General features: G+C 61.7%; 28 protein-coding genes. 16 read left to right on the forward strand and 12 right to left on the reverse strand.

All coding sequences use genetic code 11. The annotated features are described in order from the left end of the window. The first annotated feature begins 46 nt into the window (after nt 1–46). From OSJ75_RS11410 to OSJ75_RS11435, 6 genes are read left to right on the forward strand one after another with little or no spacing between them, the layout of a single operon-like run. Nucleotides 47–943: a carbohydrate ABC transporter permease gene (locus OSJ75_RS11410; protein ID WP_250018877.1), complete on the forward strand. Its 897-nt coding sequence runs from the start codon at nt 47–49 to the stop codon at nt 941–943. Between the two features lies 1 nt (nt 944). After that, the gene (locus tag OSJ75_RS11415; RefSeq protein WP_267228129.1) at nt 945–1,811 is read left to right on the forward strand and encodes a carbohydrate ABC transporter permease; all 867 of its coding nucleotides are present in this window, start codon (nt 945–947) and stop codon (nt 1,809–1,811) included. A gap of 3 nt (nt 1,812–1,814) precedes the next feature. After that, complete coding sequence (locus OSJ75_RS11420) at nt 1,815–2,921, forward strand: ABC transporter ATP-binding protein (protein WP_267228130.1); 1,107 nt, start codon at nt 1,815–1,817, stop codon at nt 2,919–2,921. A 3-nt stretch (nt 2,922–2,924) separates the two neighbouring features. Then, on the forward strand, nt 2,925–3,254 hold the full coding sequence (locus OSJ75_RS11425; protein ID WP_250018880.1) for an L-rhamnose mutarotase: 330 nt from the start codon (nt 2,925–2,927) through the stop codon (nt 3,252–3,254). Beyond that, nucleotides 3,247–4,323, forward strand: a complete 1,077-nt coding sequence (locus OSJ75_RS11430; RefSeq protein ID WP_267228132.1) for a Gfo/Idh/MocA family protein — start codon at nt 3,247–3,249, stop codon at nt 4,321–4,323. Before OSJ75_RS11425 ends, OSJ75_RS11430 begins: the two co-directional genes overlap by 8 nt. Before the next feature lie 2 nt (nt 4,324–4,325). Next, nucleotides 4,326–4,781, forward strand: a complete 456-nt coding sequence (locus OSJ75_RS11435; RefSeq protein ID WP_250018882.1) for a MaoC/PaaZ C-terminal domain-containing protein — start codon at nt 4,326–4,328, stop codon at nt 4,779–4,781. Between the two features lie 3 nt (nt 4,782–4,784). On the opposite strand, the gene OSJ75_RS11440 is transcribed toward OSJ75_RS11435, so the two are convergent. Then, nucleotides 4,785–5,537, reverse strand: a complete 753-nt coding sequence (locus OSJ75_RS11440; protein ID WP_267228133.1) for an SDR family NAD(P)-dependent oxidoreductase — start codon at nt 5,535–5,537, stop codon at nt 4,785–4,787. Nucleotides 5,538–5,873: 336 nt separating this feature from the next. Between OSJ75_RS11440 and OSJ75_RS11445 the strand changes: the two genes are divergently transcribed. Further along, on the forward strand, nt 5,874–6,113 hold the full coding sequence (locus OSJ75_RS11445) for a hypothetical protein (protein ID WP_250018884.1): 240 nt from the start codon (nt 5,874–5,876) through the stop codon (nt 6,111–6,113). Here OSJ75_RS11445 and OSJ75_RS11450 read toward each other — a convergent pair whose 3' ends face one another. From OSJ75_RS11450 to OSJ75_RS11470, 5 genes are all read right to left on the reverse strand, one after another. Beyond that, entirely contained in the window at nt 6,114–6,932 is an 819-nt protein-coding gene (locus tag OSJ75_RS11450; protein WP_267228134.1) for a formylmethanofuran dehydrogenase subunit C, read from the reverse strand. Further along, nucleotides 6,932–7,837: a formylmethanofuran--tetrahydromethanopterin N-formyltransferase gene (gene fhcD, locus OSJ75_RS11455; RefSeq protein ID WP_267228135.1), complete on the reverse strand. Its 906-nt coding sequence runs from the start codon at nt 7,835–7,837 to the stop codon at nt 6,932–6,934. Before fhcD ends, OSJ75_RS11450 begins: the two co-directional genes overlap by 1 nt. Further along, nucleotides 7,825–9,459 carry a formylmethanofuran dehydrogenase subunit A gene (locus OSJ75_RS11460; RefSeq protein ID WP_267228136.1) on the reverse strand — a complete coding sequence of 545 codons (1,635 nt, stop codon included), beginning with the start codon at nt 9,457–9,459 and terminating at the stop codon, nt 7,825–7,827. The genes fhcD and OSJ75_RS11460 overlap by 13 nt, the downstream gene beginning before the upstream one ends. Further along, nucleotides 9,453–10,544, reverse strand: coding sequence for a tungsten formylmethanofuran dehydrogenase (locus tag OSJ75_RS11465; protein ID WP_267228138.1), 1,092 nt, complete (start codon nt 10,542–10,544; stop codon nt 9,453–9,455). Before OSJ75_RS11465 ends, OSJ75_RS11460 begins: the two co-directional genes overlap by 7 nt. A gap of 81 nt (nt 10,545–10,625) precedes the next feature. After that, on the reverse strand, nt 10,626–11,024 hold the full coding sequence (locus tag OSJ75_RS11470) for a 4a-hydroxytetrahydrobiopterin dehydratase (RefSeq protein ID WP_250018889.1): 399 nt from the start codon (nt 11,022–11,024) through the stop codon (nt 10,626–10,628). A gap of 98 nt (nt 11,025–11,122) precedes the next feature. On the opposite strand from OSJ75_RS11470, the gene OSJ75_RS11475 reads away from it, so the two are divergent. The 7 genes from OSJ75_RS11475 to fae all read left to right on the forward strand — a co-directional run bounded on the left by OSJ75_RS11475 (nt 11,123) and on the right by fae (nt 17,522). Further along, nucleotides 11,123–12,142, forward strand: coding sequence for a beta-ribofuranosylaminobenzene 5'-phosphate synthase family protein (locus tag OSJ75_RS11475; protein ID WP_267228139.1), 1,020 nt, complete (start codon nt 11,123–11,125; stop codon nt 12,140–12,142). Beyond that, nucleotides 12,139–13,035: an NAD(P)-dependent methylenetetrahydromethanopterin dehydrogenase gene (locus tag OSJ75_RS11480; RefSeq protein ID WP_305884373.1), complete on the forward strand. Its 897-nt coding sequence runs from the start codon at nt 12,139–12,141 to the stop codon at nt 13,033–13,035. The genes OSJ75_RS11475 and OSJ75_RS11480 overlap by 4 nt, the downstream gene beginning before the upstream one ends. Then, on the forward strand, nt 13,013–14,134 hold the full coding sequence (locus tag OSJ75_RS11485) for an ATP-grasp domain-containing protein (RefSeq protein ID WP_267228140.1): 1,122 nt from the start codon (nt 13,013–13,015) through the stop codon (nt 14,132–14,134). The genes OSJ75_RS11480 and OSJ75_RS11485 overlap by 23 nt, the downstream gene beginning before the upstream one ends. Beyond that, complete coding sequence (mch, locus tag OSJ75_RS11490) at nt 14,131–15,084, forward strand: methenyltetrahydromethanopterin cyclohydrolase (RefSeq protein WP_250018892.1); 954 nt, start codon at nt 14,131–14,133, stop codon at nt 15,082–15,084. Before OSJ75_RS11485 ends, mch begins: the two co-directional genes overlap by 4 nt. A gap of 5 nt (nt 15,085–15,089) precedes the next feature. Continuing rightward, nucleotides 15,090–16,004: an ATP-grasp domain-containing protein gene (locus OSJ75_RS11495; RefSeq protein ID WP_267228141.1), complete on the forward strand. Its 915-nt coding sequence runs from the start codon at nt 15,090–15,092 to the stop codon at nt 16,002–16,004. Further along, entirely contained in the window at nt 16,001–16,864 is an 864-nt protein-coding gene (locus tag OSJ75_RS11500; RefSeq protein WP_267228142.1) for a triphosphoribosyl-dephospho-CoA synthase, read from the forward strand. Before OSJ75_RS11495 ends, OSJ75_RS11500 begins: the two co-directional genes overlap by 4 nt. Before the next feature lie 151 nt (nt 16,865–17,015). Beyond that, complete coding sequence (gene fae, locus OSJ75_RS11505) at nt 17,016–17,522, forward strand: formaldehyde-activating enzyme (protein WP_250018895.1); 507 nt, start codon at nt 17,016–17,018, stop codon at nt 17,520–17,522. A 118-nt stretch (nt 17,523–17,640) separates the two neighbouring features. Here fae and OSJ75_RS11510 read toward each other — a convergent pair whose 3' ends face one another. Then, nucleotides 17,641–18,354, reverse strand: a complete 714-nt coding sequence (locus OSJ75_RS11510; RefSeq protein ID WP_267228143.1) for a HisA/HisF-related TIM barrel protein — start codon at nt 18,352–18,354, stop codon at nt 17,641–17,643. Between the two features lie 29 nt (nt 18,355–18,383). Here OSJ75_RS11510 and OSJ75_RS11515 point away from each other — a divergent pair, with 29 nt between their 5' ends. Continuing rightward, a complete protein-coding gene (locus OSJ75_RS11515) occupies nt 18,384–19,463 on the forward strand; it encodes a hydantoinase/oxoprolinase family protein (protein WP_267228144.1) in 1,080 nt (359 codons plus the stop codon). On the opposite strand, the gene OSJ75_RS11520 is transcribed toward OSJ75_RS11515, so the two are convergent. From OSJ75_RS11520 to OSJ75_RS11540, 5 genes are read right to left on the reverse strand one after another with little or no spacing between them, the layout of a single operon-like run. Then, the gene (locus OSJ75_RS11520) at nt 19,439–20,047 is read right to left on the reverse strand and encodes a DUF447 domain-containing protein (protein ID WP_267228146.1); all 609 of its coding nucleotides are present in this window, start codon (nt 20,045–20,047) and stop codon (nt 19,439–19,441) included. The genes OSJ75_RS11515 and OSJ75_RS11520 overlap by 25 nt on opposite strands. Then, a complete protein-coding gene (locus OSJ75_RS11525) occupies nt 20,044–21,441 on the reverse strand; it encodes a DUF6513 domain-containing protein (protein ID WP_267228147.1) in 1,398 nt (465 codons plus the stop codon). The genes OSJ75_RS11520 and OSJ75_RS11525 overlap by 4 nt, the downstream gene beginning before the upstream one ends. After that, complete coding sequence (locus tag OSJ75_RS11530; RefSeq protein WP_250018900.1) at nt 21,434–21,985, reverse strand: flavoprotein; 552 nt, start codon at nt 21,983–21,985, stop codon at nt 21,434–21,436. The genes OSJ75_RS11525 and OSJ75_RS11530 overlap by 8 nt, the downstream gene beginning before the upstream one ends. Beyond that, the gene (locus OSJ75_RS11535) at nt 21,982–22,617 is read right to left on the reverse strand and encodes a dihydroneopterin aldolase (protein WP_267228148.1); all 636 of its coding nucleotides are present in this window, start codon (nt 22,615–22,617) and stop codon (nt 21,982–21,984) included. Before OSJ75_RS11535 ends, OSJ75_RS11530 begins: the two co-directional genes overlap by 4 nt. Next, nucleotides 22,614–23,780 carry a (5-formylfuran-3-yl)methyl phosphate synthase gene (locus tag OSJ75_RS11540; RefSeq protein ID WP_267228150.1) on the reverse strand — a complete coding sequence of 389 codons (1,167 nt, stop codon included), beginning with the start codon at nt 23,778–23,780 and terminating at the stop codon, nt 22,614–22,616. Before OSJ75_RS11540 ends, OSJ75_RS11535 begins: the two co-directional genes overlap by 4 nt. 211 nt (nt 23,781–23,991) lie before the next feature. Here OSJ75_RS11540 and OSJ75_RS11545 point away from each other — a divergent pair, with 211 nt between their 5' ends. Next, on the forward strand, nt 23,992–25,173 hold the full coding sequence (locus OSJ75_RS11545) for an ABC transporter substrate-binding protein (RefSeq protein ID WP_252597203.1): 1,182 nt from the start codon (nt 23,992–23,994) through the stop codon (nt 25,171–25,173). The last annotated feature ends 20 nt before the right edge of the window (nt 25,174–25,193 follow it).

Here is a 25,193-nt window from a genome sequence, read left to right on the forward strand (position 1 = left end):
CACCGGCGCCGCGCCGGTGCATCCTTCATTATGATCAGGGCAATTCATGAAGTCCGTTAAGCTCTCGACGCCGGCGCTGCTGCTGTTACCGGCCTTCATCGTTCTGGCCGCTGTCATCATCGTGCCGCTCGTCTTCTCCCTCTATTCAAGCTTTACCCCCTTTCGCCTGACCAAGCCGGACTCCCTCTGGGTATTCATCGGCTTTCGCAACTATGTCGCCGTCCTCTCCAACTGGGAGTTCTGGATCGCGTTCGGCCGGACCGTGCTGCTCCTGACGATTGCGTTGAACGCCGAGATGTTCCTCGGGCTCGGCCTGGCGATGCTGGTCGAAAAGGCGACGCGCGGACAGCGGATACTGCGCACCATGATGATGTTCCCGATGATGTTCTCGCCGGTACTCGTGGGGTTCCAGTTCAAGTTCCTGTTCAATGACAATGTCGGCTTCGTCAACAATGCCCTGCAATCGCTGGGGCTGACCGATCGGGCAATTCCGTGGCTCATCGACGTCAACCTCGCCATGGTGTCGATCATCATCGCGGAAATCTGGTCGTCCACATCCGTCTTCGCCATATTGATCCTCGCGGGCTTGATGGCCATGCCAAAGGACCCGATCGAGGCCGCCAATGTGGATGGATGCACGCCGTGGCAGACATTTCGCTATGTGATCTGGCCCTATATCACGCCTTTCGCCCTCATCGCGATGACGATCCGCTCGCTGGACGTCGCCCGCGCCTATGACATCGTCAAGATCATGACCGATGGCGGGCCGGCGAAACGCACCGAACTGCTGTGGACGCTCATCGGTCGCACCGCCTATGGCGATGCGCGGATGGGCATGGCCAATGCCATGGCCTATGTCGCCATCCTCCTGTCCATCCTGTTCACGGTCTATTTCTTCAGAAAGCTCGCCGCCGCGCGCCAGCAAATAGGAGCGGAGTGGTAAAATGGACAATAATCAGCTTCATCGCGCCAAGAAGCGCCTGCTCGGCCTGGCGCATTTCGTCGGGCTGTTCATCGCCATGCTGATCATCTGCCTGCCGGGATTCTGGATCGTGCTCAGCTCGCTTCGTCCAACGGTCGAGATCATGGCGAAGCCGGCGATCTGGATCCCGCAGGACCTTTCGCTCGATGCCTACCGCGCAATGTTCTCCGGTGTCGGTGGCGGCGGGATTCCCGTCTGGAGCTACTTCCGCAACTCGCTGATCATCTCGATCACCTCGACGATCATCGCTCTCGCTATCGGCGTTTCGGGCGGCTATGCCTTCGCCCGCTTCCGGTTCAAGGCGAAATCGGCGATATTCCTTGCCTTCATGCTGACGCGCGCCGTGCCTGGCATCGCGCTTTCATTGCCGCTGTTCATGCTCTTTGCGCGCACCGGCATAATCGACACGCATTTCGCGATGATCCTGACCTATGTCGCGCTCAATGTCCCGTTCACGATCTGGCTCATCGATGGCTTCTTCCGGCAGGTCCCGAAGGATCTGGCCGAGGCCGCGCAGATCGATGGATGCACGCGCTGGCAGGCATTCTGGCAGGTGGAGTTTCCATTGGCTGGCCCCGGCATAGCCTCGGCGGGAATCTTCGCGTTTCTTACCTCCTGGAACGAATATGCGCTGGCATCGCAGATCACGAGATCGGTCAATTCCAAGACATTGCCGGTCGGGCTGCTCGACTATACGGCGGAATTCACCATCGACTGGCGCGGCATGTGCGCCCTCGCCGTGGTCATGATCATTCCGGCCCTCACCCTCACATTCATCATTCAGAAGCATCTCGTCGGCGGACTTACCTTCGGCGCGGTGAAAGGTTGATCCATGGCTACCGTCACACTCAGAAAATTGATCAAGCGTTACGGCGTGCAGGAGGTCGTGCACGGCATCGACCTCGAAGTGAAGGACCGCGAATTCATCGCCCTCGTCGGCCCGTCGGGCTGCGGCAAATCCACGACATTGCGGATGATCGCCGGGCTTGAGGATATCAGCGACGGCACGATCGAAATCGGCGGCAAGACGGTGAACGACCTGCCGCCGCGCTCGCGCAACATCTCGATGGTGTTCCAGTCCTATGCGCTCTACCCGCACATGACCGTCGGCGAAAACATGGGCTTCTCCCTGAAGATCGCCGGCGTGCCGAAGGACGAAATCAACACGAGGGTCGCGGAAGCAGCCACGGTTCTCGACCTCACGCCGTATCTGGACCGCCGCCCGTCGCAGCTCTCGGGCGGGCAGCGCCAGCGCGTCGCCATGGGCCGCGCCATCGTTCGAAATCCCGATGTCTTCCTGTTCGACGAGCCGCTGTCGAATCTCGACGCCAAGCTGCGCTCGCAGGTACGCACCGAGATCAAGAAGCTCCACGCCAAGGTCAAGTCGACCATGATCTATGTGACGCATGATCAGGTCGAGGCCATGACCCTGTCCGACCGCATCGTCATCATGCGCGACGGCCATATCGAACAGGTCGGCACGCCCGACGAAGTGTTCCAGAACCCGCGTACGAAATTCGTCGCCGGCTTCATCGGTTCGCCGCCCATGAACCTCGACGACGCGCTCGTCGATCATGGGAAACTCGTCTTCGGCAGCGGCCAGACGTTGCCGGTCCCCGCGCAGTTCCGGGACAGGCTTCGCAATGGACAGCGCGTCTGCTTCGGCATCCGCCCGGACGATGTCTACCCGACCGGGCACGGGCTTCATGCCGGCGCGGCCGAGGATGTCCACGAGATGGAACTGCCTGTCGTCATAACCGAGCCGCTCGGCAATGAGACGCTGCTCTTCGTCAATTTCAATAACAGGGAGTGGGTTTCGCGCATGTTGAACCCACGACCGCTGCATCCCGGCGAAGCGGTGAAGCTCAGCTTCGACCTGTCGCAGGCCCATCTCTTCGACGCCGAGACCGGCCTGACGCTGGCGCAGAAGGGGGCCTAGGCGATGCAGCGGATGGGCATGGTCATCGGCTTGAAGCCGGACAAGATAGCGGAATACAAGCAGCTGCACGCGGCGGTCTGGCCCGAGATCCTCGCCCTCATAAGCAGCTGCAACATCCGCAACTACACGATTTTCCTGAAAGAGCCGGAGAACCTTCTTTTCGGCACATGGGAATATCACGGCACCGATTTTGCCGCCGACATGGCAAGGATGGCGGCCGATCCGCGCAACAAGGAATGGTGGGCGGTCTGCATGCCGTGCCAGGAGCCGCTTCCGACGCGCGGGAGCGGCGAATGGTGGGCGATGATGGAAGAGGTGTTCCATCATGATTGACCTCGACCCACGCGATCTGCAGCAGTTCTGGCCCCGGCCATCGGCACCGCGTCCGATCGTCATCTTCGGCGCGGGCAGCATCGTCAATGACGCGCATCTTCCCGCATACCGGAATGGCGCGATGCCGGTTGCCGGCATCTATGATCCCGACATCGGCAAGGCGCGGGCGCTGGCGGATGCCTGGGGCGTAGCCGCCTATGGCTCGCTCGAGGAGGCAGCCGCGGTAACGAACGCTGTCTTTGATCTTGCAACGCCGCCGGGCCAGCATGCAAAGGTCCTCGCGGCACTGCCCGACAGGGCCTTCGCCCTCATACAGAAGCCGATGGGCAGCGACCTCGCCCAGGCAACCGAGATCCTTAAGCTGTGCCGGCGGAAGCGCATCGCGGCCGCGATCAACTTCCAGTTGCGCTTCGCGCCGATGTCGCTCGCCTTGAAGGATGCGGTTCGCAAGGGCTATCTGGGCGAGGTCGTCGATTTCGACGCCTGGATCGCGCTCGACACGCCGTGGACCCTCTGGCCGTTCCTGAAAGGCCTGCCCCGCATCGAGATCGCCATGCATTCGATCCATTATCTCGACCTCATTCGCGAACTTCTCGGCGATCCGGCCGGCATTCATGCCAAGTCCATCGGCCATCCCTCGCACGACGTGGCGCAGACCCGCACGAGCGCCATTCTCGACTACGGTACGGCGCGGCGCTGCTCGCTCTCGATCAATCACGACCATCGTTTCGGCCGCAAGTTCCAGGCATGCGAGTTCCGCATCTGCGGTACGGAGGGCGCCGCCTACCTGAAACTTGGCGTCAATCTCGACTACCCGCGCGGCGAGCCCGACATATTGCAGATATTCCCGAAAGGCGGATCCGACTGGATCGATGTGCCCCTGCATGGATCCTGGTTTCCCGATGCCTTCATGAGCCGCATGGCCAACCTGCAGCGCTTTGCGGCCGGCGAGGATGCCGCGCTCGTCAGTTCCGTCGAGGATGCCTGGCATACGATGGCGCTCGTCGAAGCGGCATACCAGTCATCCGCAGCGCCGGCGACGCCGCTTGCCGCCAAACCTCAGGATTGAAAATGGCAGAAGAGACCATCTATTTCGAAGATTATCGGCTGGGCGATGTTCGCCTGACGACGGGACGCACCATTACGGAGACGGATTTTGTCGTTCATGCCGGCCATACCGGCGATTTCTTCCCGCACCACATGGATGCCGAGTTCGCCAGGACCTTGCCCGGCGGACAGCGTATCGCCCATGGAACGATGATCTTCGCCATAGGCGTCGGTCTCACCGCTTCGCTGATCAATCCCGTTGCATTTTCCTATGGCTATGACCGCCTGCGATTTGTCCGGCCGGTGCATATAGGCGACACGATCAAGACCAGGGTGACGATCAGCGCCAAGGAGGACGATCCGAAAAGGCCGCAGGCCGGGCGGGTCGTCGAGCGTTGCGAGGTCCTGAACCAGCGCGGCGAAGTCGTCCTGGCCGCGGATCACATCCTGATCGTCGAGCGCAAGCCACTCGCTGGCTAAGGGTCAGGCCAGCAGGCCGGCAATGGTAAAGCCGCCATCGACACTCAACGTCTGGCCTGTGATGAAGCCGGACTGGCTGCCGTCGAGAAGAAACATCGCAGCGCCGGCTATGTCCTCCGGCATGCCATAGCGTCGTTGCGGCACGGTGTTCATCCAGGCCTCCCTCACCTCCGGCGTATGCACCACCTGCACCAGCGGCGTTTCGATGGGACCGGGGGCGATCGCATTGACCCTTATGCCGTGAGCTGCCCACTCGACGGCAAGGACCTTGGTCATGGTCAGGACACCGCCCTTCGAGGCGCCATAGGCCACGCGGCCGCGATTCCCCTTGATACCCGATACGGAGGCGATGTTGACGATCGAGCCGCCGCCATGGCGCCGCATCGCCTTGCCCGCTTCACGGCAGAGAAGAAAGCTGCCGACGAGATTGACGTCCACGATCTTGCGGAATGTCGCAAGGTCCGTTTCGAATGCCGGCACGTCGCGCGCGATGCCCGCCGAGTTGACCAGCCCGCTTATGCGCCCGAACGCCTCCCATTGCGCCACGCTTTCCACCACGGCTTCCTCGTCGGCGATGTCGATGCAGGCGGTCATTAACGCGGGGCCTGCACCGAGTTCGGCCCTGCATCGTTCGAGTGCCGCCTCGTCACGATCCACGATGACGACCCGGGCGCCGCGGCCGAGAACGGCCTCCACCACCGCCCTGCCTATGCCGGAAGCCCCGCCAGTTACAATGATCACCGAATCCCGATCCATAAGCACCTCCCGAAGCTCATTCGATCCATATCATGGACCATGCAATTCATATGAGTTCCAGTGGACTAGAGGATGAGCAGCTCGTCAAGCTGCATGGCCGTAGAATCGCGATATTTCTGGACATTTGGCGGAAGCCGTCTGGACCTGTCGATCCATATTGTGGAATCGATGTTGCGCGCTCACAGGAGCGCCCTATCTGGCGGTCCGACTAGCAGCCGCGGCACGGCAATTCCTGAAGTTCGATGTTGCCAAGCCGCTTCTATTGGGGTGTTATTGAATGAGGGCATCTGGAGTTGCGCGCTGCAAGCAGAGCGCGCATTCGAAGAGGATGCTCGGATGGACCCTGCCCGCCGCATAGTCGTCGTTGCGTTCTCCCGGTCTGATTCAGGGGAACTCGTGCCGGACATGGATGCGATGAAATTCGAAACGGAAGCGCTCGCCCTCGAAGCGGCAAGAGAACTGGCGCCGCTTCACCTTGGCGTTGTCGCCTGGGCACGCAGTGCGTGCCGGCATCCGGGCGATTATGGCGCGCCGATGATCCTGTTTCAGTCGGGGGAAGTCCCGCCGATCCTGTGATCAGCGGCCTTTCTTCCGGTACAGTATTTCGCCCTTGCCGGATACCGCATTGTCGCCGGCAAACTTGCCTGGCCTCGCGCCCAGCAAGGCGCGATCAGTGATCTTCTCGCTGATGAGATAGCGGTCCAGGAGGCCGGCAAACGGGCTGTCGGGCTCGCCGCATGGCAGGAATGTCGGCGAGAGGTGCTCCGGCTGCCGGTCGAAAAGCAACGTACCGCGCTTCATCAGGTAGCCGGGCATGATTCCTGACCGGCCCAGGATGACGATGGTCCCGGCAATCATGCGATAGCCGGGATAATCGCCGCAGCCCTTGCACAAGGCAATTGTGCCGCGGCGCAGGCGATCCCCGGCATAATCGCCGGCTTTGCCGCGAATGATGAGGACGCCGCCATCCATGCCGGTGATTTCTCCGGCAAGCGGGCCGCCGACATTGTCGCCGGCATTGCCCGTGACCTCTACGCGCCCGCCGGTCATGCCCGAACCTGCATGCTTGCCGACGCTTCCGCCAATATAGAGCGAGCCGCCGGTCATTGCCCTGGCAATCTGGTTTCCGGCGTCGCCGACCAGCCGGATGGACCCGCCGGTCATGCCGGACGCGACCCCGTCAAAACGGGAATGACCGCCTTCGAAGACGATGTTGGCAGGATCGCTGCCGGTGATCTTGAACAGGTCTCCGACCGATGCGGGCCTGCGACTGGTCCCGATGCGGAGTTTGGCGATCTCGTTCCTGGTCAATTCTGCGAGCGTGCTCGGCGTCAGTATCGACAGGTCGAGACGCTCTTCCGGCGGGTTGATCAGGGTGAAGGTCAAGGCTTTCATCAAAGCAGTTCCTTCAGATGATAGTGGAACTTGCCGAGCTTGCCGCCATAATTGCCGGCGCTTATGCGCAGCGCGCCTTTCTGCGGTCCAAGATCGATGACGGCTTTCAATCCGGCCCGCATCGCGGCGGCTACAGCGTCGCTGGTCTCGCCGTCGATGACGATCTCGAGCACCGCATTGATCTCCGGCGTCAGCGCGGATTTGACCACGCCGCGCAAGGTCGGTGCGAAGGCATCATTGGTGGATGCCATCATGCCCTTATATTTGCCGCCGACCTTCGAGCCCGACCGGACGATACCGCCCGGAAAGGGCATGATGGCGCCGGGCACCTTGCCGATCGCCGCAACGGCACGTTCGGCGGCTCGCAGGGCTTTCGCATTGTCCGCCGCAAGCAGAAGAAGATTGCCGCCGCCGACCGCTCCTTTGGTCAGGCCGGTCGTCGCCTCGCACAGGAATTCGCCATCCATGACCGGCACGCGCCAATAGTGTCTGCCGGCCAGTTTCTTCGAAATCTGCCAGCCATCACCGAAATAGCGCAGTGAATTGCCCAGATCGAGGCGCGCCGGCGCCTCCAGCCCGGCAAAACATGCGCTGCCGGGCGATGTGAGGACGCATTGGCCGAGCCTGCTCTTCAGCTGTTTCTGCAATTCGTCCGTGCCCATGGCGAAGATCATCACCCGGCAGCCCGGGCGTCCATCCGGGGTGCGGGATGCGGGAATATCGACGTCGATAGCGGCCTCACAGCCGCAGCCGATAACCGATGTGGCATAGCCGGTCATAGTGATCGCCGCCTGCCGCGCCCATTTCAGCGTCGGCGCCGTGATGATGATCGCCGTTGCCCGCATGCCGAAAGCTTCGGCAAAAGTATCGTCGATGGCGACGCCGTTCCGCATCAGCTGTTCCATGGGACCTCCATGAACGGCTCGTCGCGATCGATCGCCGAATCGGGGAAAGTGAACCATTCAAGCGGCAGGCCGTAGCGGTCCTCGTGATAGGCTTTCATCCGCTTGACCATGGCGCGGTCCGGCGGCGGGTTCAAACGGAGCGTTTTTCCCCAGCGATAGGCCGAAACCTTGCCGTTCTTCACGACAAGCTGGCCATTCTTGAACACAAGTGCCGCCTCGCGGAACATTTTGGCGATATCCTTGCCCCGGCGGTAGACCGCTATGTCGGCAATGGCTCCGGCGCCGAGATGGCCGCGATCCTTCAGACCGAGCAGCTTGGCCGGGGACGCGCGTGTCATGATGGCGATCTCTTCAAGACTGTATTCGCGCCGGATGGATGCAAGCGTCGTCATTTCAAGGGCAGCGACATTCAGTTCGACCGCTCTCGCATCGCGGGCCTCGCTGCTCATCAGCAGCGCGAATATATCAGGATAGGCGGTGAACGGCGCGCCGTTCGGATGGTCGGTCGTGAAAAACACCTGCCAGGGATTGGCAATCAGCAGGAATAGTTCCAGGCCGACCGCCCATTGCAGCGTGCCGTAATAGTTGCGTTTGTAACTATACGGCACGATGCCGCCACCGCCATTGCCATCACCATCGATGATCACCGATTTTTTCGGGCTGGCTTTGTCTATGGCCGAGAACTGGCGCATGACATCCGACGAGATCGTCACGGTCTGGCCAAACATCACCTGCCCCACATCGATGGTGACATTGGGGTTGGAATTCACCGATTCGGCGAGCCGCGCCGCCTCCGATGAAAATGCCCGCTTGCCCTGCGTGCCATAGCCGTAGAATTGCAGATGCGCCAGGTGCATCGGCACACCTTCCGTTGCCGCGATGGTCACATCGGCGGTATCGGCACTGCCGGCGAGGCCGAGATTGTTGGCGTGAACATGCAATGGATGCGGAATACCGAGCCGCGTGACCGAATGCTGCATCGACTTGACGATCTTGCGCGAGCTCAGCCCGTATTCCGGCACCTCATCGTCAAAGGAAAAGGCGCGGACGTTCTCCTTGAAAGCCGCAGCGGCGCCCGCATTGATCACCTTGACGCCGAGCGCCCGGGTCGAGCCGACCACCCAGGCGACATAATCGTCGATCATGGCTTCCGACTTGCCGTCGCGCAGAAGCGAGAGCGTGAAATCATCATTGCCGAGGATGGCGAGCGTCGCCCGGTCGATGATCGGGATGTCGGCAAGTTCGAGGTGGGTGTGCAACGCCGTGTAGGGCGCCATTGCCGGTTCCACCACGGTCGTGAACCCCATCTGGGCGTAGAGACAGCCGGTTTGAAAGGTGGACCAGCCGGCATTCGACAGCGGCGTCGCAGCCGGCCTCGGCAGATGCGCCTTGTGGTGCTCCGGCAGAAGCAGACGGGCGGTATTCACATTGCCGCCGCCAATATGCGAATGGATATCGATGGCGCCCGCCATGATGATGCAGCCGGAGACGTCGTGCGTCTGGTCGGCCGCTTCACCTTCGCGCGGATCCACGATCACGCCATCCCTGATCCAGATGTCGCGTATGCCGGTCGCGCCATTGACCGGATCGACGACCTCGCCACCTGTCAGTCTTGTCAGCATATAAGGGTTCCCTTGCCGGGCATCGCCTCGGCCAGCTGCCGCAGGACGGCCGAGACACTCGGCAGCGGCGACGGTTCCGCCGCCTGTACCACGGTGAATGTTCCCACCCTGCTGGAATAGCGCACGCCATCATGGTCCAGTCCCGCCTCGCCGACGGCAATGGTTACCGCGGCGCCTCGGGCAGGCCTTTCCGTCTTGTCCAGGGCAATCACGGCCGCGCTCCCCCTTTTGGGGGGATCTTCGCCGCCACGCGCGGACATCCAGACATGAACGTCAGCCTCTCGCTCACGTATCATGCGCTGGACGTCCCACCGGACCGGGTCATAGCTTGGGAGGCTATTGATGAAACCTGTGCGGGGTGGAAATCCGGTCATCCATAGTGACGTCAGCACCGTTCCCCAGGCATCGTCGTCGTCCGGCAGGAACAGGCTGCTGAGACGATGCCGGCTGTTGAAATCGACGATCAGGTCCTGCAGCATGACGAGGCCGGCCTGGTCGAGCGAGCCGCCGCTGAATACGAACACGGGGAATTGCGCGGAGGCCATGGCCTTCTTCAACCGCTCCACGTTCTGCAAAGGCGCCGCAACCGTGCGGTCCTGCAACTCGGCGCGCAGTACGGCAAGCGTGGCGTTCAACGACAATCCCTCGCCCTTCAAGGGAACTGCCTTTACCACCGCCTTGCCACGCCGCGTCGGCTGGTCGCTTGCCGACACCTGGAACCAGCGCCGGGGCGCCTTGTCGCCGAGGTCGGGCGAAGAGCCCGCCCAACCCTTGAACAGTTCGGCATGGGCGGGGGCGATATCTCCGACCAGAACAATCAGGCTTGAGCGCCGCCGTACCTCGCCGGGCGTCGTGAACATGCCGCCATGGTCGGTGAACAGCGCGACCTCGCGCGCCACCGCATCACCGGAACGATGGTCATAGGCAGCGCCCAGCACAGCCGCCAGCGCGATCGCGCTGCGCGTACCATGCACATCCGCATCAAGGGAGAAAACGGGGCACCGGCTGGACGCCAGAAGCTTCGCAGCGGTCCGAACTGCATCCGCCAAAGGTACCGGCTGGCTGCCAATCCATGCAACCGACATATTCCGCAACTTTCTGGTGCCGATCCTGAGCTTATCTAATTTTTCTGCGTTGTGAACCCTGCGGGAACGCAAAATTTGCGGTCAGTCATCATATTTGAGATAGGCGAAGCGCTGATCCGTCGCCGGCGTTCCCTCCAGTGAGCCCTGCTCGCGGCCCGGCTGCCATTGCACGACGCTCTCGATCTTTGCCGCCAGCTCGAAATCCTTGTCGGTGATGCCCTTGGCCGCATGGTTCATCAAAAGCACCTCCACCCAGGCATAGGACGCCTTGATGTCGGGATGATGCCAGGCCGCCTCCGCCAGATGCCCGACCGTGTTGATGACCATCAATGTCGATTTCCAGCCATGGGTCTTGTATTTTCGCCTTATCCAGCCGTTCTCATAGCGCCAATGGGACAGTTCCTTCTCCAGCCTGGCGATTATCTCGTCGTCGGAATAGACGCGCTCCCTGCCTTTGTTCGACTTCGTTTCCTGATCCATTGCGACAATCCTCCACGCTTTCATTCAACGGCTTGCGCCGGGATTGAAAGACGATATCATAGTGCAGGGCCCGATTTTTGAGATTGTGTAATTTGCAAATGTCGGAATCCGTCACGATCGAAGTCCCGGCCCGTCTTCACCTTGGCTTCCTCGACATACCGGGCAGCGCCCCCGAGCCCGGCCGCGAGCGGTTTGGCAGTATCGGCCTGCCGATCACCGGCATCTCTACCCAGCTGAAAATTTCGCTGGGCTCGAGCGATCAGGTCGAAGGTGACGAGAGCGATCGAATTTCCCGGCATCTATCGGCTGTCCGTCATCATCTCGGCCTGAATGCCCGGCACAGGATCATCGTCCAACGCACCATTCCCCAGCATGTCGGCCTGGGCTCGGGCACGCAGCTTGCGCTTGCGGTTGCTGCCGGCATTCGCGTCCTGCACAATCTTCCGCTCGATCCCGTCAACGATGCGAGCCTGCTCGGTCGCGGCATGCGCTCGGGCATCGGCATCGCCGCCTTCCGAAGCGGCGGGCTGATCATCGATGCCGGCAAGAGCCCCGCGAGGGCAGCGCCGACGATCGTCGCCAGGCTACCTTTCCCCGAGGATTGGCGGGCGATCCTGGTATCCGATGCCACTACGCAAGGAATCCACGGCGAGGATGAAATCGAGGCGTTCAAGACATTGCCGCCTTTTCCGGCCGCCGCCGCTGCTTCGATCAGCCGCCATGTGCTGATGGGTGTCATGCCCGGCGTGGTCGAACGCGACATAACCCTCTTCGGGCATGCCATCCACGCCATTCAGACAGAGATCGGCAATTATTTCGCCCCGGCCCAGGGCGGCGTTTTTACGAGCAGGCAGGTGGAGGCGGCCATGGGCAGGCTGAGCCAGGCCGGGGCGGTCGGCGTCGGTCAAAGCTCGTGGGGGCCAACGGGCTTCGCCTTTGCCGCGTCCGAAAGCGAGGCGGAACGGATCGTCAATGCCTGCCGTGAGGCGACGGCTGGCGTAAACATTGAGATCGTCGCCGGCAAGAACAGCGGAGCGCACATCCTGCGCCCGGCTGCATCGGACAATTGCGAAGTACCGACCGAAAACATCTTCATTCGACAGGAGCAGATATCTTGAGCCGCAAAACAATCCTGCACATGCTGACACCCCTCCGGCAGATGAGCCCCTTCGATGTGAACATGGCGCTCGACGCGGGCTATGACGCGACCATACCCTATACCGGCGTTGAACTTTCGGATGTCGGCAATCTGGTCCAGGACGCCATCTTCTCGCGCCCGCCCGATGCCGGCGTCGCCACCGGCATATTCATTGCCGGCAAGGATGCGCTTCTTGCCCTGGACATGGTGGAGGCCGCCCGGAGCGCAATGGTGCCGCCCTTCGAAATTTCGGTCTTCGCAGACCCGGCAGGATCGTTCACAACGGCTGCAGCCATGGTCGCGAAGGTCGAAAAGGCCCTGGCCAAGCACCATGGCAGGGATCTACGCGATACCAATATCGCGATCTTCGGCGCTACCGGCGTGGTCGGCTATTGCACGGCGGTGATCACGGCGGAACACGGCGCCAATGTCACCCTTGTCGGCCATGACGGCGTCGAGAGGGTAAATTCCATCGCGGCGACGATAAAGCAGCGCTTCAACGTGACGGTCGAAACGGCGGACGGCTCCACCGAGGAGAACAAGCAGAAGGTGCTGGCGCAGGCGCAAGTGGTGCTGGCTGCGGCCAAGGCAGGCGTTCAGGTGATTTCCGCGGCTCAACTCGGCGAGGCCGGCAAGCTTCTCGTCGCAGCCGATGTGAATGCCGTTCCGCCCGCCGGCATCGAGGGGGTCAAGGTCAACGCCAATGGCGACCCCATCGATGCGACACGCGCCGTCGCCCTTGGTCCGCTTTCGATCGGCAATGTCAAATACAAGACCCAGGCCGGCCTCTTCCAACAGATGATCCAAGCGACGAAACCAGTCATCTTCGATTTTCGGGACGCATTCACCCTTGCTCGCGATCTCGCCAAGTAATGCGGTCTTAATCGCCGCGATTTCCGGACGTTCGCTCGCTGCGGCAGCGCGACGCGCGGGGCTGCGGCCGCTGGTGGCCGATCTGTTCAACGATGCCGATACGCTTGCGCTGGCCGACCGGGCGGTAAAACTCTCCGGCAGCCTTGCAACGGGCATCGACGGGACGCAATTGATCGAAAGCCTGAAGGCTCTTGCCGGCGCCGACAAGCCGCTCGTCATTCTCGGTTCAGGCTTCGAGCGCAATCCGGATATGATCGAGGCCATCTCGCGCGCTTTCCGCCTCGCGGGCAACAGTGCCGAGACGGTGCGCCTCGTCAAAGACCCGGCAAAGCTGGCGGATATCTGTGCCGAGCTTCGTATTCCGCATCCGGACATAAGGTTCGACCGACCGGACGATCCGGACCAGTGGGTGCTCAAATCGGCCGGCGCCGCCGGCGGGTCCCATGTGCAGCGGGCCAGCACGCACGCGCTGGATATGGGCCGCTACTATCAACGCTTCGTGCGCGGAACCAACCTGTCCGCGCTGTTTCTCGCCAATGGCGAAACGGCCATCACCCTCGGCTTCAGCCGGCAATGGGTGTCGCCATCCCGCTCAAGCCCCTATCGCTATGGCGGAGCGGTGCGGCTGCGGCACTACCGCCGGGACAATGCCGACCAGATCAAGGCCTGGCTGTCCGCGCTGACTCGGCGCACCGGGCTGGTCGGCCTGTGCAGCGCCGATTTCATCACCCATGGCGCAACGCAGCACCTCATCGAAATCAATCCCCGGCCGGGCGCGACGCTCGACATATTCGACACGCCGGAGGCTCCCCTGATCGTCGAACATCTCAGGGCGTCGATGGGACATGCGGTGGCCAGACCCAGCTATCGCGGTTCCGCTGCTGCGGCGATCGCCTACACGAATGCCGATATCGGTGCGTTTCCGCACATCGACTGGCCCGATCTTACGGCAGATCACCAGATGGCCGGCACGGCACTCAAGGCCGGCGATCCGGTATGCACCGTCTTCGCCACAGCTGGCTCCGCCAGGGCCGCGATGAAAGCCGTCAAGGAACGGGTCGATCAGATTGCGGCCAATTGGAGAAGGGATTTCCCATGAGAGATGGTCACGCCTATCTCAACAAAAGTGCCGAGGATCTCGCTCGCGCGATGATCCGGGATGCCGACCGGCTGGGCATTTCCCATAGCCGCGGCGAATTGGGCGAGCATCTGATCGACGCGGGCGCGAAGGCGCCGGGCGGCATCGAAGCCGGGTTGCGGCTGATCGAAATCTGCATGGGCGGGCTCGGAACGGCGACCACCACGCTCGGAAGCGGAAAATGGCCCTATGGGGTAACCATATGTTCGTCGCAGCCGGTCCTTGCCTGTCTCGCCAGTCAATATGCTGGCTGGAACCTCTCGCACGAGAAATATTTCGCCATGGGATCAGGCCCGGTGCGTGCGCTGGCGAGAGTGGAACCTCTGTTCGACGAGATCGCCTACCGCGAGCCGGACGCGACCTCCTCCGTCGTGGTGCTCGAGACCTCCTCCCCTCCTCCCCGCGCCGTGGTGGAAAAGGTTGCGAAGGCAACCGATCTCGCTCCCGATGCGCTGACCTTCATCTACGCGCCGACGCAAAGCCTCACCGGCGCCGTGCAGATCATCGGCCGTGTGCTCGAAGTCGCGCTGCACAAGGCGCATGATCTCAAGTTTCCGCTCGAGAATATCGTCGATGGCGTCGGCCGCGCACCCATACCCGCCCCACATCCGGATTTCCTGCGGGCCATGGGGCGAACCAATGACGCCATCATCTATGGCGGTTCGGTACAACTCTTCGTCCGTGGCAGTTCCGACGACGCACGCGCGCTCGCCGAGAACCTGCCGAGCAGGACGTCGCGGGACTATGGGCAGCCCTTCGCGAAGATATTCGAAGAGTTCAAGGGGGACTTCTATGCCATCGACCCACATCTGTTCAGCCCCGCCGAAGTGATTGTAACGGCGATAGAAACCGGCGATACATTCCGCAACGGCGAAATCAACGAAGCCATGCTCGAACAATCCCTGGGTTGAGTGGAATGACCGGAACCATACTGATACTATCGGATCGGCCGGACAAGCAGGTGAGGCAGTTGCGCGCTTCGCTACGCTCCCTCGGCTACAGTTCCGAGACGATGCCCATCGCCGATATCGGCTTCGATACCCGCCATCCTTCGGGAATCGCCATTCCGCGCTTCAATGGCGCTCTTCCGGCCGCAGTCATCGTGCGCTCGGTTTCTTCCGGCAGTTTCGAGGCGATCACCCGGCGGCTCGGCATTCTCCACGCGCTTGGTCATCTCGGCGTGCCGGTCTGGAATTCGGCCAAGGCGATCGAGCGCTGCGTCGATAAATCCACCACGACGTTTCTCCTGGCGCAGGCGGGCCTGCCGACACCCGAGACTTTCGCCGTCGAAAGCCTGGCCAACGCCGCGGCCGTGGTGGAGCGGGAAGCGGTCAATGGCCCCCTCGTGCTCAAGCCGCTGTTCGGCTCGCAAGGGCGCGGCCTGCGATTGATCCGCAGCGTGGCGGATTTGCCTGCGCCGGACGAGGTCGACAATGTCTATTATCTCCAGCGCTTCGTCGCCCGGGCCGGTCCTTCCTATAGCGACTACAGGGTCTTCACCTGTGCAGGAGAGGTCCTCGGCATGATGACCCGCCATGCGGAAGGCTGGATCACCAATATCGCCAAGGGCGCCAAGCCCCAACCGGTGATCGGGGCTATCAGGGACGAACTGGAACGGCTCGGACTTGCGGCATCGGCTGCGATAGGTACCGATTTCGCCGGCATCGACATCATCCCCGCAGCGGACGACCGTCTGCTGATCCTCGAAGTGAACAGCATGCCGGCCTGGACCGGCCTGCAATCGGTGGCGCCGGTCCGCATCGCCGATTGCATTGCCGCGGCGCTGGTCGGCCAGATCGAGCGCGAGCTCCACGAGAGGCCCGCGGCGTGACACCGACGCGGGAACAGATCCGCCGCGCCTATATCGACGCCTGCCATGACGAAATCGAAGCGCTGAAGCCCGGCAATGTCCACCGCTTCGCCGATGGGCACGGGATGAGTGCCGCGCAGTTCTTCGACAGTGCGCAAATATCGGCCGGCGCTGTCAGCGACGCCGCGCAGCCCACCGGAAAAGGCATATTGTCGGCGGTGGATGCTACCCGGCAGAAGGTGGGTACGAACACCAATCTCGGCATCGTCCTGCTTTGCGTGCCGCTGGCCAGAGCCGCAGCGCTCGAAGGACGCGACCTGCGCCACGGCCTGATGCGGACGCTCGACAAACTCGACGACAACGATGCCCGCGACGTCTTCGCCGCCATCGTGCTGGCCAAGCCCGGCGGCCTCGGCACTGCATCCGAACATGACGTGGCGGAACCGCCTGCTGTGCCGCTTCTCGAAGCGATGCGTTCTGCTGCCGATCGCGACATGATCGCCCGGCAATATGCCAATGGCTTCGCCGATATTTTCGAAGGCGGTCTGTCGGCTCATGCCGATGCCGTCCTGAACGGCGAAGATGCCATGTGGCCGGCCGTCTTCGTCTACCTGCATTTTCTCTCGAGCTTCCCCGACAGCCACGTCATCCGCAAGCATGGCATCGCCGCAGCTGACAGCATCATGCTCGAGGCCCGCGAAATCCAGGCGCGAATCCTGCAAATCGGCGACGGGCGTGAGCGGGAAAAACTGCTGCTCGCCTTCGATACGAGGCTGAAGGGGCAGGGCTTCAATCCCGGAACTTCGGCAGACCTTACCGTCGCCAGCCTTTTTGCATCGAAGCTCATCAAGCTCTTGCATAATGACGATGTAAGTGCTTGAATTTCGCCAGCGGATTGTCCGCTGCTATCTGGCCAACCGACCCATTGAACCGAGGGTGCTGTGAACAAGGATAGCTGTCCATCGAGCGTCGTGTCTCGAGGTACGGCGTCTTTGGACAAACACTTGGAAACGGTTAGGGAGGTATTTAGCTGTGGGTAAAATCAACAAGGTCATGGTTGGCGAGTCGCTTGTCGGCGACGGAAATGAAGTTGCGCATATCGATCTTCTCATCGGACCGCGCGGCAGCGCGGTTGAGACTGCTTTCTGCAATGCGTTGACGAACAACAAGGACGGTTTCACTTCCCTGCTTGCAGTCATCGCGCCTAATCTGGCCTGCAAACCCAATACCATCCTGTTCAACAAGGTCACCATCAAGGGGGCCAAGCAGGCGGTACAAATGTTCGGCCCGGCACAGCATGCCGTCGCCAAGGCCGTGCAGGACAGCGTCGCGGACGGAACCATTCCGGCCGATGAAGCAGATGACGTCTTCATCTGCGTCGGCGTCTTCATCCACTGGGAAGCAGACGACGACGCCAAGATACAGGACTTCAACTACCGGGCGACGAAGGAAGCTATCGAACGCGCCGTGTCGGGCAAGCCGACCGCCGCGGAGGCAACCGCCCAGAGAGACGCCGTCAAGCATCCATTCAGCGCTTAGACAAGAAACAACCCCGCACAGAGCGAACCCTCTGTGACATCGGATGGACTGTTGCGCCGGTTGGCAAAACGTCTGGGCATATGAAACAAACCAAGGAAGGCTTCATCGCCATCCTTGGTTAGCCCATACTTACATTACCTGACATGAACGAGCGGATGATTTCGGCGGACAGCGAACCATTGTGAAGGGACGTCGAAACCAGTGCGGCATCGATGCCCATCGCCTCCAGCCGCTCCAGATCGGCCGGGCCGCGAATGCCGCCCGCCGCAATGATTTTTCGGCTTCCGGCGCGTTGCTTCACCGTATCCAGGCGATCGAAATCGGGACCGCCGCCGGCTCCGATGCGGCCAAGGGTCATGACGATCACCCGTGCCGGCCACCGCTCCGCATCGTCCAGAATCGCGGGCGGGCCAAGAAATTCGTCGCCGCGAAAATCCAGCGACAATACGAGACGCGGCTCCCGGTGCAATCGCTCCAGCACAGAGGCATTTTCCTGCGATTCGGAGCCAAGTACGGGCCAGAGACGGTCCGCCGCCAGCGCCGCTTCGAATTCGGACGATCGTGCGAAGCCGGCATCGATGAACACATCCGCCATCTCCAGAAGGGGCTCGAGCAGATCGATCGTCCGGTTTTGCCGACCATGCTGGATCGCATCGAGATCGGCCACGTAGAAGGCGGGAAAGGGATAAAGCTGCCGCAGCCCCCGCGCCACGTCCATGGGATCGGCGCTACGGCTCAGAGGCGTGGCGATCGGCCGATAATTGTCGCGATCGCCCCTCAGCGCCGCCACGACAAGCCCGTCTTTAATGTCCAGTACCGGAATGATATGCACGAATGCCGAATCCAAGGAACGATGTGCCCATGAAACGCCGATTTTCCACTGAAGGGAAGCCCTCCATCACCGGTTGGGACCTGGGCGGCGCCCATCTCAAGATGGCGCGGTGCGAGGCCGGGCAGATCACTTCCGCGCGGATCATCAAGACACCGCTGTGGCTCGGCCTGGACCAGGTGCGGGAGGCGGTGCGCGACCTCGCATCGCTGGCCCATGAGGGCCCGCATATCTTCACGATGACGGGAGAACTGTCCGATACTTTTGTATCACGCGACGAAGGCATCGCGCATTTGCTGGATTTCATCGCCGAGGGATTTGGCTCAGACACATTGATCTATGCCGGCCGGGCCGGAATATGCGACCTTGAAACAGCCCGCTCCCTTGGAGGGGACATCGCATCGGCAAATTGGCATGCGACGGCGTCGCTTGCCGCCAGGCTGGCGGGGACGGGCCTGTTCGTCGACATGGGCTCCACGACGACCGACATTCTCGCCTTCAGCGAGGGTAAATTGCTGAACGACGGCTATTCCGATGCGGAGCGGCTCCTGTCGGGCGAGCTCGTCTATACGGGTTTTGCGCGCTCGGCGCTGATCGGCATCGCCAAGCTTGTTCCGGTGCGAGGCCATATGACGCCGCTGATGAACGAGTACTTCGCCAATACCGCCGATCTCGGCCGCGTGCTTGGCACGTTGGACGAAGCGGACGATCTCTATCCGTCAGCCGACAGGCGGCCCAAGACGATGGCAGGTTCCATCCAGCGTATTGCGCGGATGGTCGGCCTCGACAGCGATGCCCTGGAAGAGAAGGAATGGGTCGATATCGCGCGCTGGTTCAGCGAGTACCAGTTGCGGCTGATCCATGATGGCGCGTTTCGCGTGGCAAGGACCATTTCCGACAATGCCGCTGCGCCAATCGTCGGCGCCGGCATCGGAAGGCCGCAGATCCGGGCGCTCGCGAAGCGCATGGACCGGCCCTATGTCGATTTCGGCAGCTTGATACCGACGACGACCGAAGCCCGCGACGATGCCAGCAAGGCCGCGCCGGCAGCCGCAGCAGCATTGCTGGCCGTCTCACAGCTTACGGATCAACTGCCGCCATCGGCATCATGATTCACCGCCTGGCTCTTTGAATCGCGCTGATCCCGATAATCCTTCACGCGCTGCATCAGCCATGTCCATGCCTTCAACTCGTCCGGACCCGCGGTCTTCTCTATTGCTATCGTGAGATAAGCGATCTCGGATTCGATCTTCTCCGGCGGCAGCATGTGGAGACGGCTCACCAGAATGGCAAGCTCCAGCACCGCCGCCTTGGCGCGGTTGAGCCCACGAAAGGGAGCATGGCTTTCCTCGCGCACCACCTTGCAGAAGTGCCGCGGACGCATGCCGTCATCAGCGACGGAGACAACCTGCAGCACGGCGTGGCTCAACGCGGAGTGCAGACGCGGAACGGGGCAATCATCGACAGGAACCGTCGGCCAATCCTTCCGGCCCGTCAGGCAGCCGGCAAAGACCAATACGTCATCGGTATAGTTCACCACAGCGACGCCGGTCTCGGCGAGATTGTCGAGCGTCCGCGAAGGGCGAAAAGGCGCGATGACCCAGCCGTCGCCCTCCTGGATTATCCCGAGCGGCGCAATATGCACGTCGCCCGCTCGGTTGACAGTCGTCACGATGGTCTCGCTGATATAGCTCAATTCGTGGTGTCTTTCCTGGCTTTCAATGTATGTCCTGCCTCTTTCAGCCTCAGCCGGTCCGCTTCCTTTTCCGGGGCGGCGGCTCCCCACTGCAGAGGCTCGTCTTGCGTATAGCGCTTGCCCAGCTTCCAGGCTGTTTCGGCTTTGGTGAGTTCCGAGCCAAGATAGAATGCGTGGCCGCCATCATTCTCAACGCCGAGATGCGGAAAGAGTTCAAATGCGTCCCGAGCCACCCTGTGCGTCTTGGCGTTGAAGACATGAATCCCGTCCGGCGCCGTCACGATGCGGTAATTGCCGTCGCGCACATCCGCCGCCAGCGCATCGATGTCATCCAGGCTATGCGGATATGGCTTGCGGTCGTGAACCTGCAAAAGGGCGCTGTCATAGCCACGCGGCAGCGCATTGTCGGCTTTGGCAGCATACATGATGCGCCGGGCCCGGTCATGTTCTTCCACCGTGCGGATCGTATGCGGGCTGACATTGACGACGAGGACATTCTCGATCGACAGTTCGGAACAGATGCCCGTCAGCATCGCGGTCATGCCCGACGAATCCGCATCGGTGAGCTCGGTGAGATTTCCGGTTCCCATCATCATCGGCACGTCAGGCCAGCGGCGGCGCGCCTCCAGAAACCGGCCCAATGACGCGGCGAAGCCGAAATGGATGGGGTCCAGCACCGGATCGGCGATGAAGCTGATCCCTGACTTCAGCGCGGCATCGATGGCGCGGCCGAGCGAATCCAGGTCGCCGGCGAGCGCCGGGATCAGGATCGGGACAGCGCCGTGATCCAGCGCAATATCGATCGTCTCTTCGGTGAGGCTGAGCAGATAGTCGGCGCCGGCGCGAGCTCCGACCCGCAATTCCTCGACATTGGCGGAATCGACGCTGACGCTCAGCCCGTTGCCTTTCAGGGTTTGGACCGCCTCCGCGAGATGCGGGAACGGGGTATCCGGAAGACAGCCTATGTCGATGACGTCAGCCCCGGCGCGGGCGTAATGCAGCGCCCGCTCCGTCAAGGCCTCGACGGACATGGCCGACGCATCGACGATCTCCGCGAATATCCGCATATTGTGCCTCGTAAGGTCCACCGGCTTTCCCGCTCTTCCCAGGAACGCCGGCAGATCGGCAATTTCGTCGGGCCCGCGATCGAACGGAATGCCGAAATGCTGGCTCAATCGGTCGAGATCGCCGCGAAACCGGCCCGGCAGGATAATGCGGTCGGCCGCCGGGCCTTGCAGCCGGCGCAGAATGATCTCTTCGCTCATCAGCGCCGCGACTTTCACACCGATATCGATGATCTCATAGCTGAACGGCGGATCGGCCATCTCACCGAGCAGGCGCTCCAGCCGCGAGCGGGCCAGATGTCCGGTCAGGAACAGGTAATGTTCAGCCATCCCCGGCAATCTCGCTGGACCGCCGCGCAATGGCGGCCCTCAGTTCTGCGATCGATTCAACCACCTCCGTGCGCTCGTACGTCTTCAGCCGTTCCGTATTCTCCAGGTCTATCGGCCGCGGATAGACTTTCACCATTCCGCCCGGCGCCCTCGTCATAAGTTCCGGCGCCGTGTCGCATGCGTAGACGATCGACGGCACCAGGCATTTTCCCGCCTGGGCATAGACATTGGTCGGCAGCGTGTCGGATATGCCGGCCACGCACTTGGCCACGGTGTTCGAGGTCGCCGGCGCGATGACGGCCGTGTGGTAGATGCCATTGTAGAACCCGCCGACCGGGACGGAGCTTGCGGTCTTGTCATGCAATACCCGCGTCGTCTCGGGAAAGTCGAGCTTCAGCTTGTACATGCGCAACACCTCGTCGGCGGCTTTCGATACGAACACGTCGCAATGTTCAAGCTCGCGGATCAGCTCGAAACTTTCGATGAAGAAGTGACCGGAACCGGTGAGCGCCCAGGCCCATCTGGGAGTATGCAAACGTGTCATGGAGCTTCCGCTGTTTCGGCCTGCCTGTCATGTATCATCACGCGGCCCGGAGCCGTTGCCAAGGGCAATGTCAACGATCGCGCCAGAGCGGGTCCGGCAATATGGAGCGTGATCGACGGATCGAGCATCCGCGGCAACATGTTGTCGACGATACCCGCCGCGGCGAGGGCATCGACGCGGTCGAATGTGTCGTATTCGTCCGTCTGCTTCACCAGCAGCAATCCGGTCGCTCCGATCTCCCGGGCGAGCCAGGCGCTGAGGCTATCGGAAGTCACGTCCCAGCCGACGGGGATATCGCCTCGCCCGATTGCCATCAGCGAGGGCAGCCATACCGGAACGAGACCGCGCCGAAGCGTCTGGCGCATATCGTCCAATGTCCGCACTGGCTGCATCCGCTCATGACGCTCCGCCATGGCGATGCCGAGCTGGTCCATTGCAAGGATAGCCATCTCATGTGCGGCCGCATCCGAATAACCGAGTTTCGTCTGCGACGACCGCACCTGGTCGGCAAAGGGGCCACCGCCCGGGACGACGATGATCGGAAAGGTCGCGGTGACGAAAGCGTTCAGCCACAGCTGCATTTCGCCATGGCCTACGGTACTGCCGCCGAGCTTCGCGACCAGCGGCGTCATGAGAACTTTCGGTCCATATAGGCTTGCGGCGTGTTGAGCCTCGAGCTTTTCATATCGTTCGTACGCTCGATCTCCACGCCCACGCCGCCCGGTCCAAGTTCGAGCTTTTCGGCGCGAACGACGACACGGGTCACGCGCGGGTTCTTCAGGATGAAGGTCGCGATCTGTTCGGCCAGGGTTTCGGCCAGTTCGACATGGCCTTCGGCGATGATGGCTCGTATGCCATCCATGATCAGATCGTACGACACCACATGGCGCATGTCTTCGGGATTGCGCGTCACACGCAAGACGTCAGCCGTGACGTCGAAGCGGACGTTCTGGGGCTTCCCATGTTCGAAACTATAGGCGCCTATGTTTACCGGCAGGACGAAATCGCGGACGAATATCTTGTCGGTGCCAAGGCCAGCTTCGGCGGAGTCCGGATAATACCCGCGGGCGGCGAGCAATTTGTAGTCCACGATCGCCGGCCCGGTGCCTTCCGGTACATCGGGTATGAGGGCGCGTATCTTCGCAGTCGCTTCCGCGTCGATCGCGGCCTTGCGATCCAGATCGGAGCATAGCGCTCCCCTGAACCCGAGAAAGTCGGGTTCATAGGGCAGCAGGCGCGATACGTCCGGGGCTTCCAGCGAACCGGCCAGGCCGACCATTAGCCGGTGTTCATGGGCGCTCTTGACGAACCGGCCCGTCTGCTCCGGCGAAATATGCTTGAGCAACCGGCCCTTCGACTTGTCGGCGGTATCGACCATCACCCCGTGGAAGCCGCTCCCGGCGAGGCGCTCCAATATGTCGGCATCATATTGATGCCACTCGTCGGCAAACAAAACAGCAATCAATTTCCCGTGTGAGGACAGTGGCTTCAGCTGCTGCAGGCAGGCATTGAGCCGTGCCGACGCGACCAGGCCGATCTTGACGTAATCGACGCCGGCGGCGAGCAGTTCCCCGACCTTCCGGACGATGGCCCCGGGATCCATGGGAAGATCGCCACATGCCGCACTGACAGGACGTCGGCCGGACAGAAACGCCTTTACTTCCAATATCTTGGGCAATTCGACGGCGCCGAGCGCGCCATTGGCCGGCTCCTTCAGATCGATGATATCGGCACCGTTCTGGAAGGCAATCTCGGCCTCCCCGCAGTCCCTGACACTGGCCAGCATTTTCGTCATCAGCTTGCATCTCCACGGCGCAATAATTCAACGCTTTGCGTTAACGAAAAGCTGACATTGAGGGTTGAGATTGTCGCGACGTTGTTTAATAACACTATGGGCACCTCTGTTCTTAATCACCCGCCATTCTTGCGATGGCGGCGGGGACTATGGTCTGAACATGACGAGTACGGTGCCAAATACTCTTACTTTCCTATTCGGCTTTTTTTTGTTGTTCGTCAATGCGTCTCAGCCCCTGGCGCAGGAGGCAAACAACAATGCCGCAGCAAAGCCGGTCAAAGAAATCCGTATCGGCTATCTGAGGGCATATGAGCCTCAACTGGCGCTTTCGGTGCTGGATATCCCACCGCGCGACGAGGGCGTCGCGGGCGCGGACGTCGCCATCAAGGACAACAATACGACGGGTAAGTTCCTCGGGCAGCAGTTCCTGCTGGAAACCAGGGAAACCAAGTTCGACGAAGATGTGGTGCCTGCGTTCAAGGAGATGGTCGCAAAGGGCAGTCGCCTCATATTGACCGATATTTCCGCCAAACAGCTGCTCTCCGTGGCTGACCTTGCCAAGGAATCGGGCGTGCTTCTCTTCAATGTGGGCGCTACTGACGACGCGCTGCGCGAGGAAGAGTGCCGCAGCAATATCTTCCACACCGCGCCGACCCGCAGCATGCTTGCCGACGGTCTCGCGCAATATCTCGTTTGGAAGCAATGGCGCAAATGGGTGCTCCTGTACGGTTCGCACGAGCGCGACAAGCTCTATGCCGAGGCGATACGCCGGGCCGCAGCCCGCTTCGGCGCGACGATCGTGGAAGAGCGAGAGTATGAAGATCGCGGCACGGCGAGGCGGACCGATAGCGGCGTCGTTCTCGTTCAACAGCAGATGCCGGTTTTCACGCAGAACCTCCCCGAGCACGAAGTCGTCATCGTCGCCGACGAAAGCGAAGTCTTCGGCAGCTATGTGCCCTACAGGACATGGACGCCCCGGCCCGTCGCCGGAACCTCGGGCCTTGTCGCATCGAGCTGGCATCCTGCGAGCGAGCAATGGGGCGGCGTCCAGATACAGAACCGCTTTGCCAAGACGACCGGGCGACGGATGCTGTCGAAGGACATGCAGGCATGGACTGCCGTGCGCATCATCGGCGAGGCCGCGACGAGGTCGCAGAGCGCCGAGCCGAAGGACATGGAGACCTATATAAAGTCCGACCAGTTCTCGATCGCCGCATTCAAGGGCCAGAAACTGAGCTTCCGCAACTGGAACTGGCAATTGCGCCAGCCGATCCTGGTCGGCGACGGCCATAGCGTCGTCTCGACCTCGCCGCAGGCAGGCTTCCTGCACCAGACGTCCGAACTCGATACTCTCGGCGTGGACCGGCCGGAGAGCAAGTGCCAGCTGAACTGATCAGAAAATAAATGGGAGGG

It is taken from the genome of Phyllobacterium sp. 0TCS1.6A (genome assembly GCF_026420825.1).
Lineage (GTDB): Bacteria > Pseudomonadota > Alphaproteobacteria > Rhizobiales > Rhizobiaceae > Phyllobacterium.

Excerpts from the sequence above, each read along its gene's own strand:
- OSJ75_RS11420 (WP_267228130.1), top strand. The coding sequence starts at position 1,815 with ATGGCTACCGTCACACTCAGAAAATTGATCAAGCGTTACGGCGTGCAG.
- mch (WP_250018892.1), top strand. The coding sequence starts at position 14,131 with ATGAGAGATGGTCACGCCTATCTCAACAAAAGTGCCGAGGATCTCGCT.
- OSJ75_RS11440 (WP_267228133.1), bottom strand. The coding sequence starts at position 5,537 with ATGGATCGGGATTCGGTGATCATTGTAACTGGCGGGGCTTCCGGCATA.
- OSJ75_RS11525 (WP_267228147.1), bottom strand. The coding sequence starts at position 21,441 with ATGGCTGAACATTACCTGTTCCTGACCGGACATCTGGCCCGCTCGCGG.
- OSJ75_RS11415 (WP_267228129.1), top strand. The coding sequence starts at position 945 with ATGGACAATAATCAGCTTCATCGCGCCAAGAAGCGCCTGCTCGGCCTG.
- OSJ75_RS11530 (WP_250018900.1), bottom strand. The coding sequence starts at position 21,985 with ATGACACGTTTGCATACTCCCAGATGGGCCTGGGCGCTCACCGGTTCC.
- OSJ75_RS11460 (WP_267228136.1), bottom strand. The coding sequence starts at position 9,459 with ATGCTGACAAGACTGACAGGTGGCGAGGTCGTCGATCCGGTCAATGGC.
- OSJ75_RS11450 (WP_267228134.1), bottom strand. The coding sequence starts at position 6,932 with ATGAAAGCCTTGACCTTCACCCTGATCAACCCGCCGGAAGAGCGTCTC.
- OSJ75_RS11470 (WP_250018889.1), bottom strand. The coding sequence starts at position 11,024 with ATGGATCAGGAAACGAAGTCGAACAAAGGCAGGGAGCGCGTCTATTCC.
- OSJ75_RS11410 (WP_250018877.1), top strand. The coding sequence starts at position 47 with ATGAAGTCCGTTAAGCTCTCGACGCCGGCGCTGCTGCTGTTACCGGCC.
- OSJ75_RS11515 (WP_267228144.1), top strand. The coding sequence starts at position 18,384 with ATGAAACGCCGATTTTCCACTGAAGGGAAGCCCTCCATCACCGGTTGG.
- fhcD (WP_267228135.1), bottom strand. The coding sequence starts at position 7,837 with ATGGAACAGCTGATGCGGAACGGCGTCGCCATCGACGATACTTTTGCC.
- OSJ75_RS11465 (WP_267228138.1), bottom strand. The coding sequence starts at position 10,544 with ATGTCGGTTGCATGGATTGGCAGCCAGCCGGTACCTTTGGCGGATGCA.
- OSJ75_RS11475 (WP_267228139.1), top strand. The coding sequence starts at position 11,123 with ATGTCGGAATCCGTCACGATCGAAGTCCCGGCCCGTCTTCACCTTGGC.
- OSJ75_RS11445 (WP_250018884.1), top strand. The coding sequence starts at position 5,874 with ATGGACCCTGCCCGCCGCATAGTCGTCGTTGCGTTCTCCCGGTCTGAT.
- OSJ75_RS11430 (WP_267228132.1), top strand. The coding sequence starts at position 3,247 with ATGATTGACCTCGACCCACGCGATCTGCAGCAGTTCTGGCCCCGGCCA.
- OSJ75_RS11535 (WP_267228148.1), bottom strand. The coding sequence starts at position 22,617 with ATGACGCCGCTGGTCGCGAAGCTCGGCGGCAGTACCGTAGGCCATGGC.
- OSJ75_RS11540 (WP_267228150.1), bottom strand. The coding sequence starts at position 23,780 with ATGACGAAAATGCTGGCCAGTGTCAGGGACTGCGGGGAGGCCGAGATT.
- OSJ75_RS11495 (WP_267228141.1), top strand. The coding sequence starts at position 15,090 with ATGACCGGAACCATACTGATACTATCGGATCGGCCGGACAAGCAGGTG.
- OSJ75_RS11435 (WP_250018882.1), top strand. The coding sequence starts at position 4,326 with ATGGCAGAAGAGACCATCTATTTCGAAGATTATCGGCTGGGCGATGTT.
- OSJ75_RS11425 (WP_250018880.1), top strand. The coding sequence starts at position 2,925 with ATGCAGCGGATGGGCATGGTCATCGGCTTGAAGCCGGACAAGATAGCG.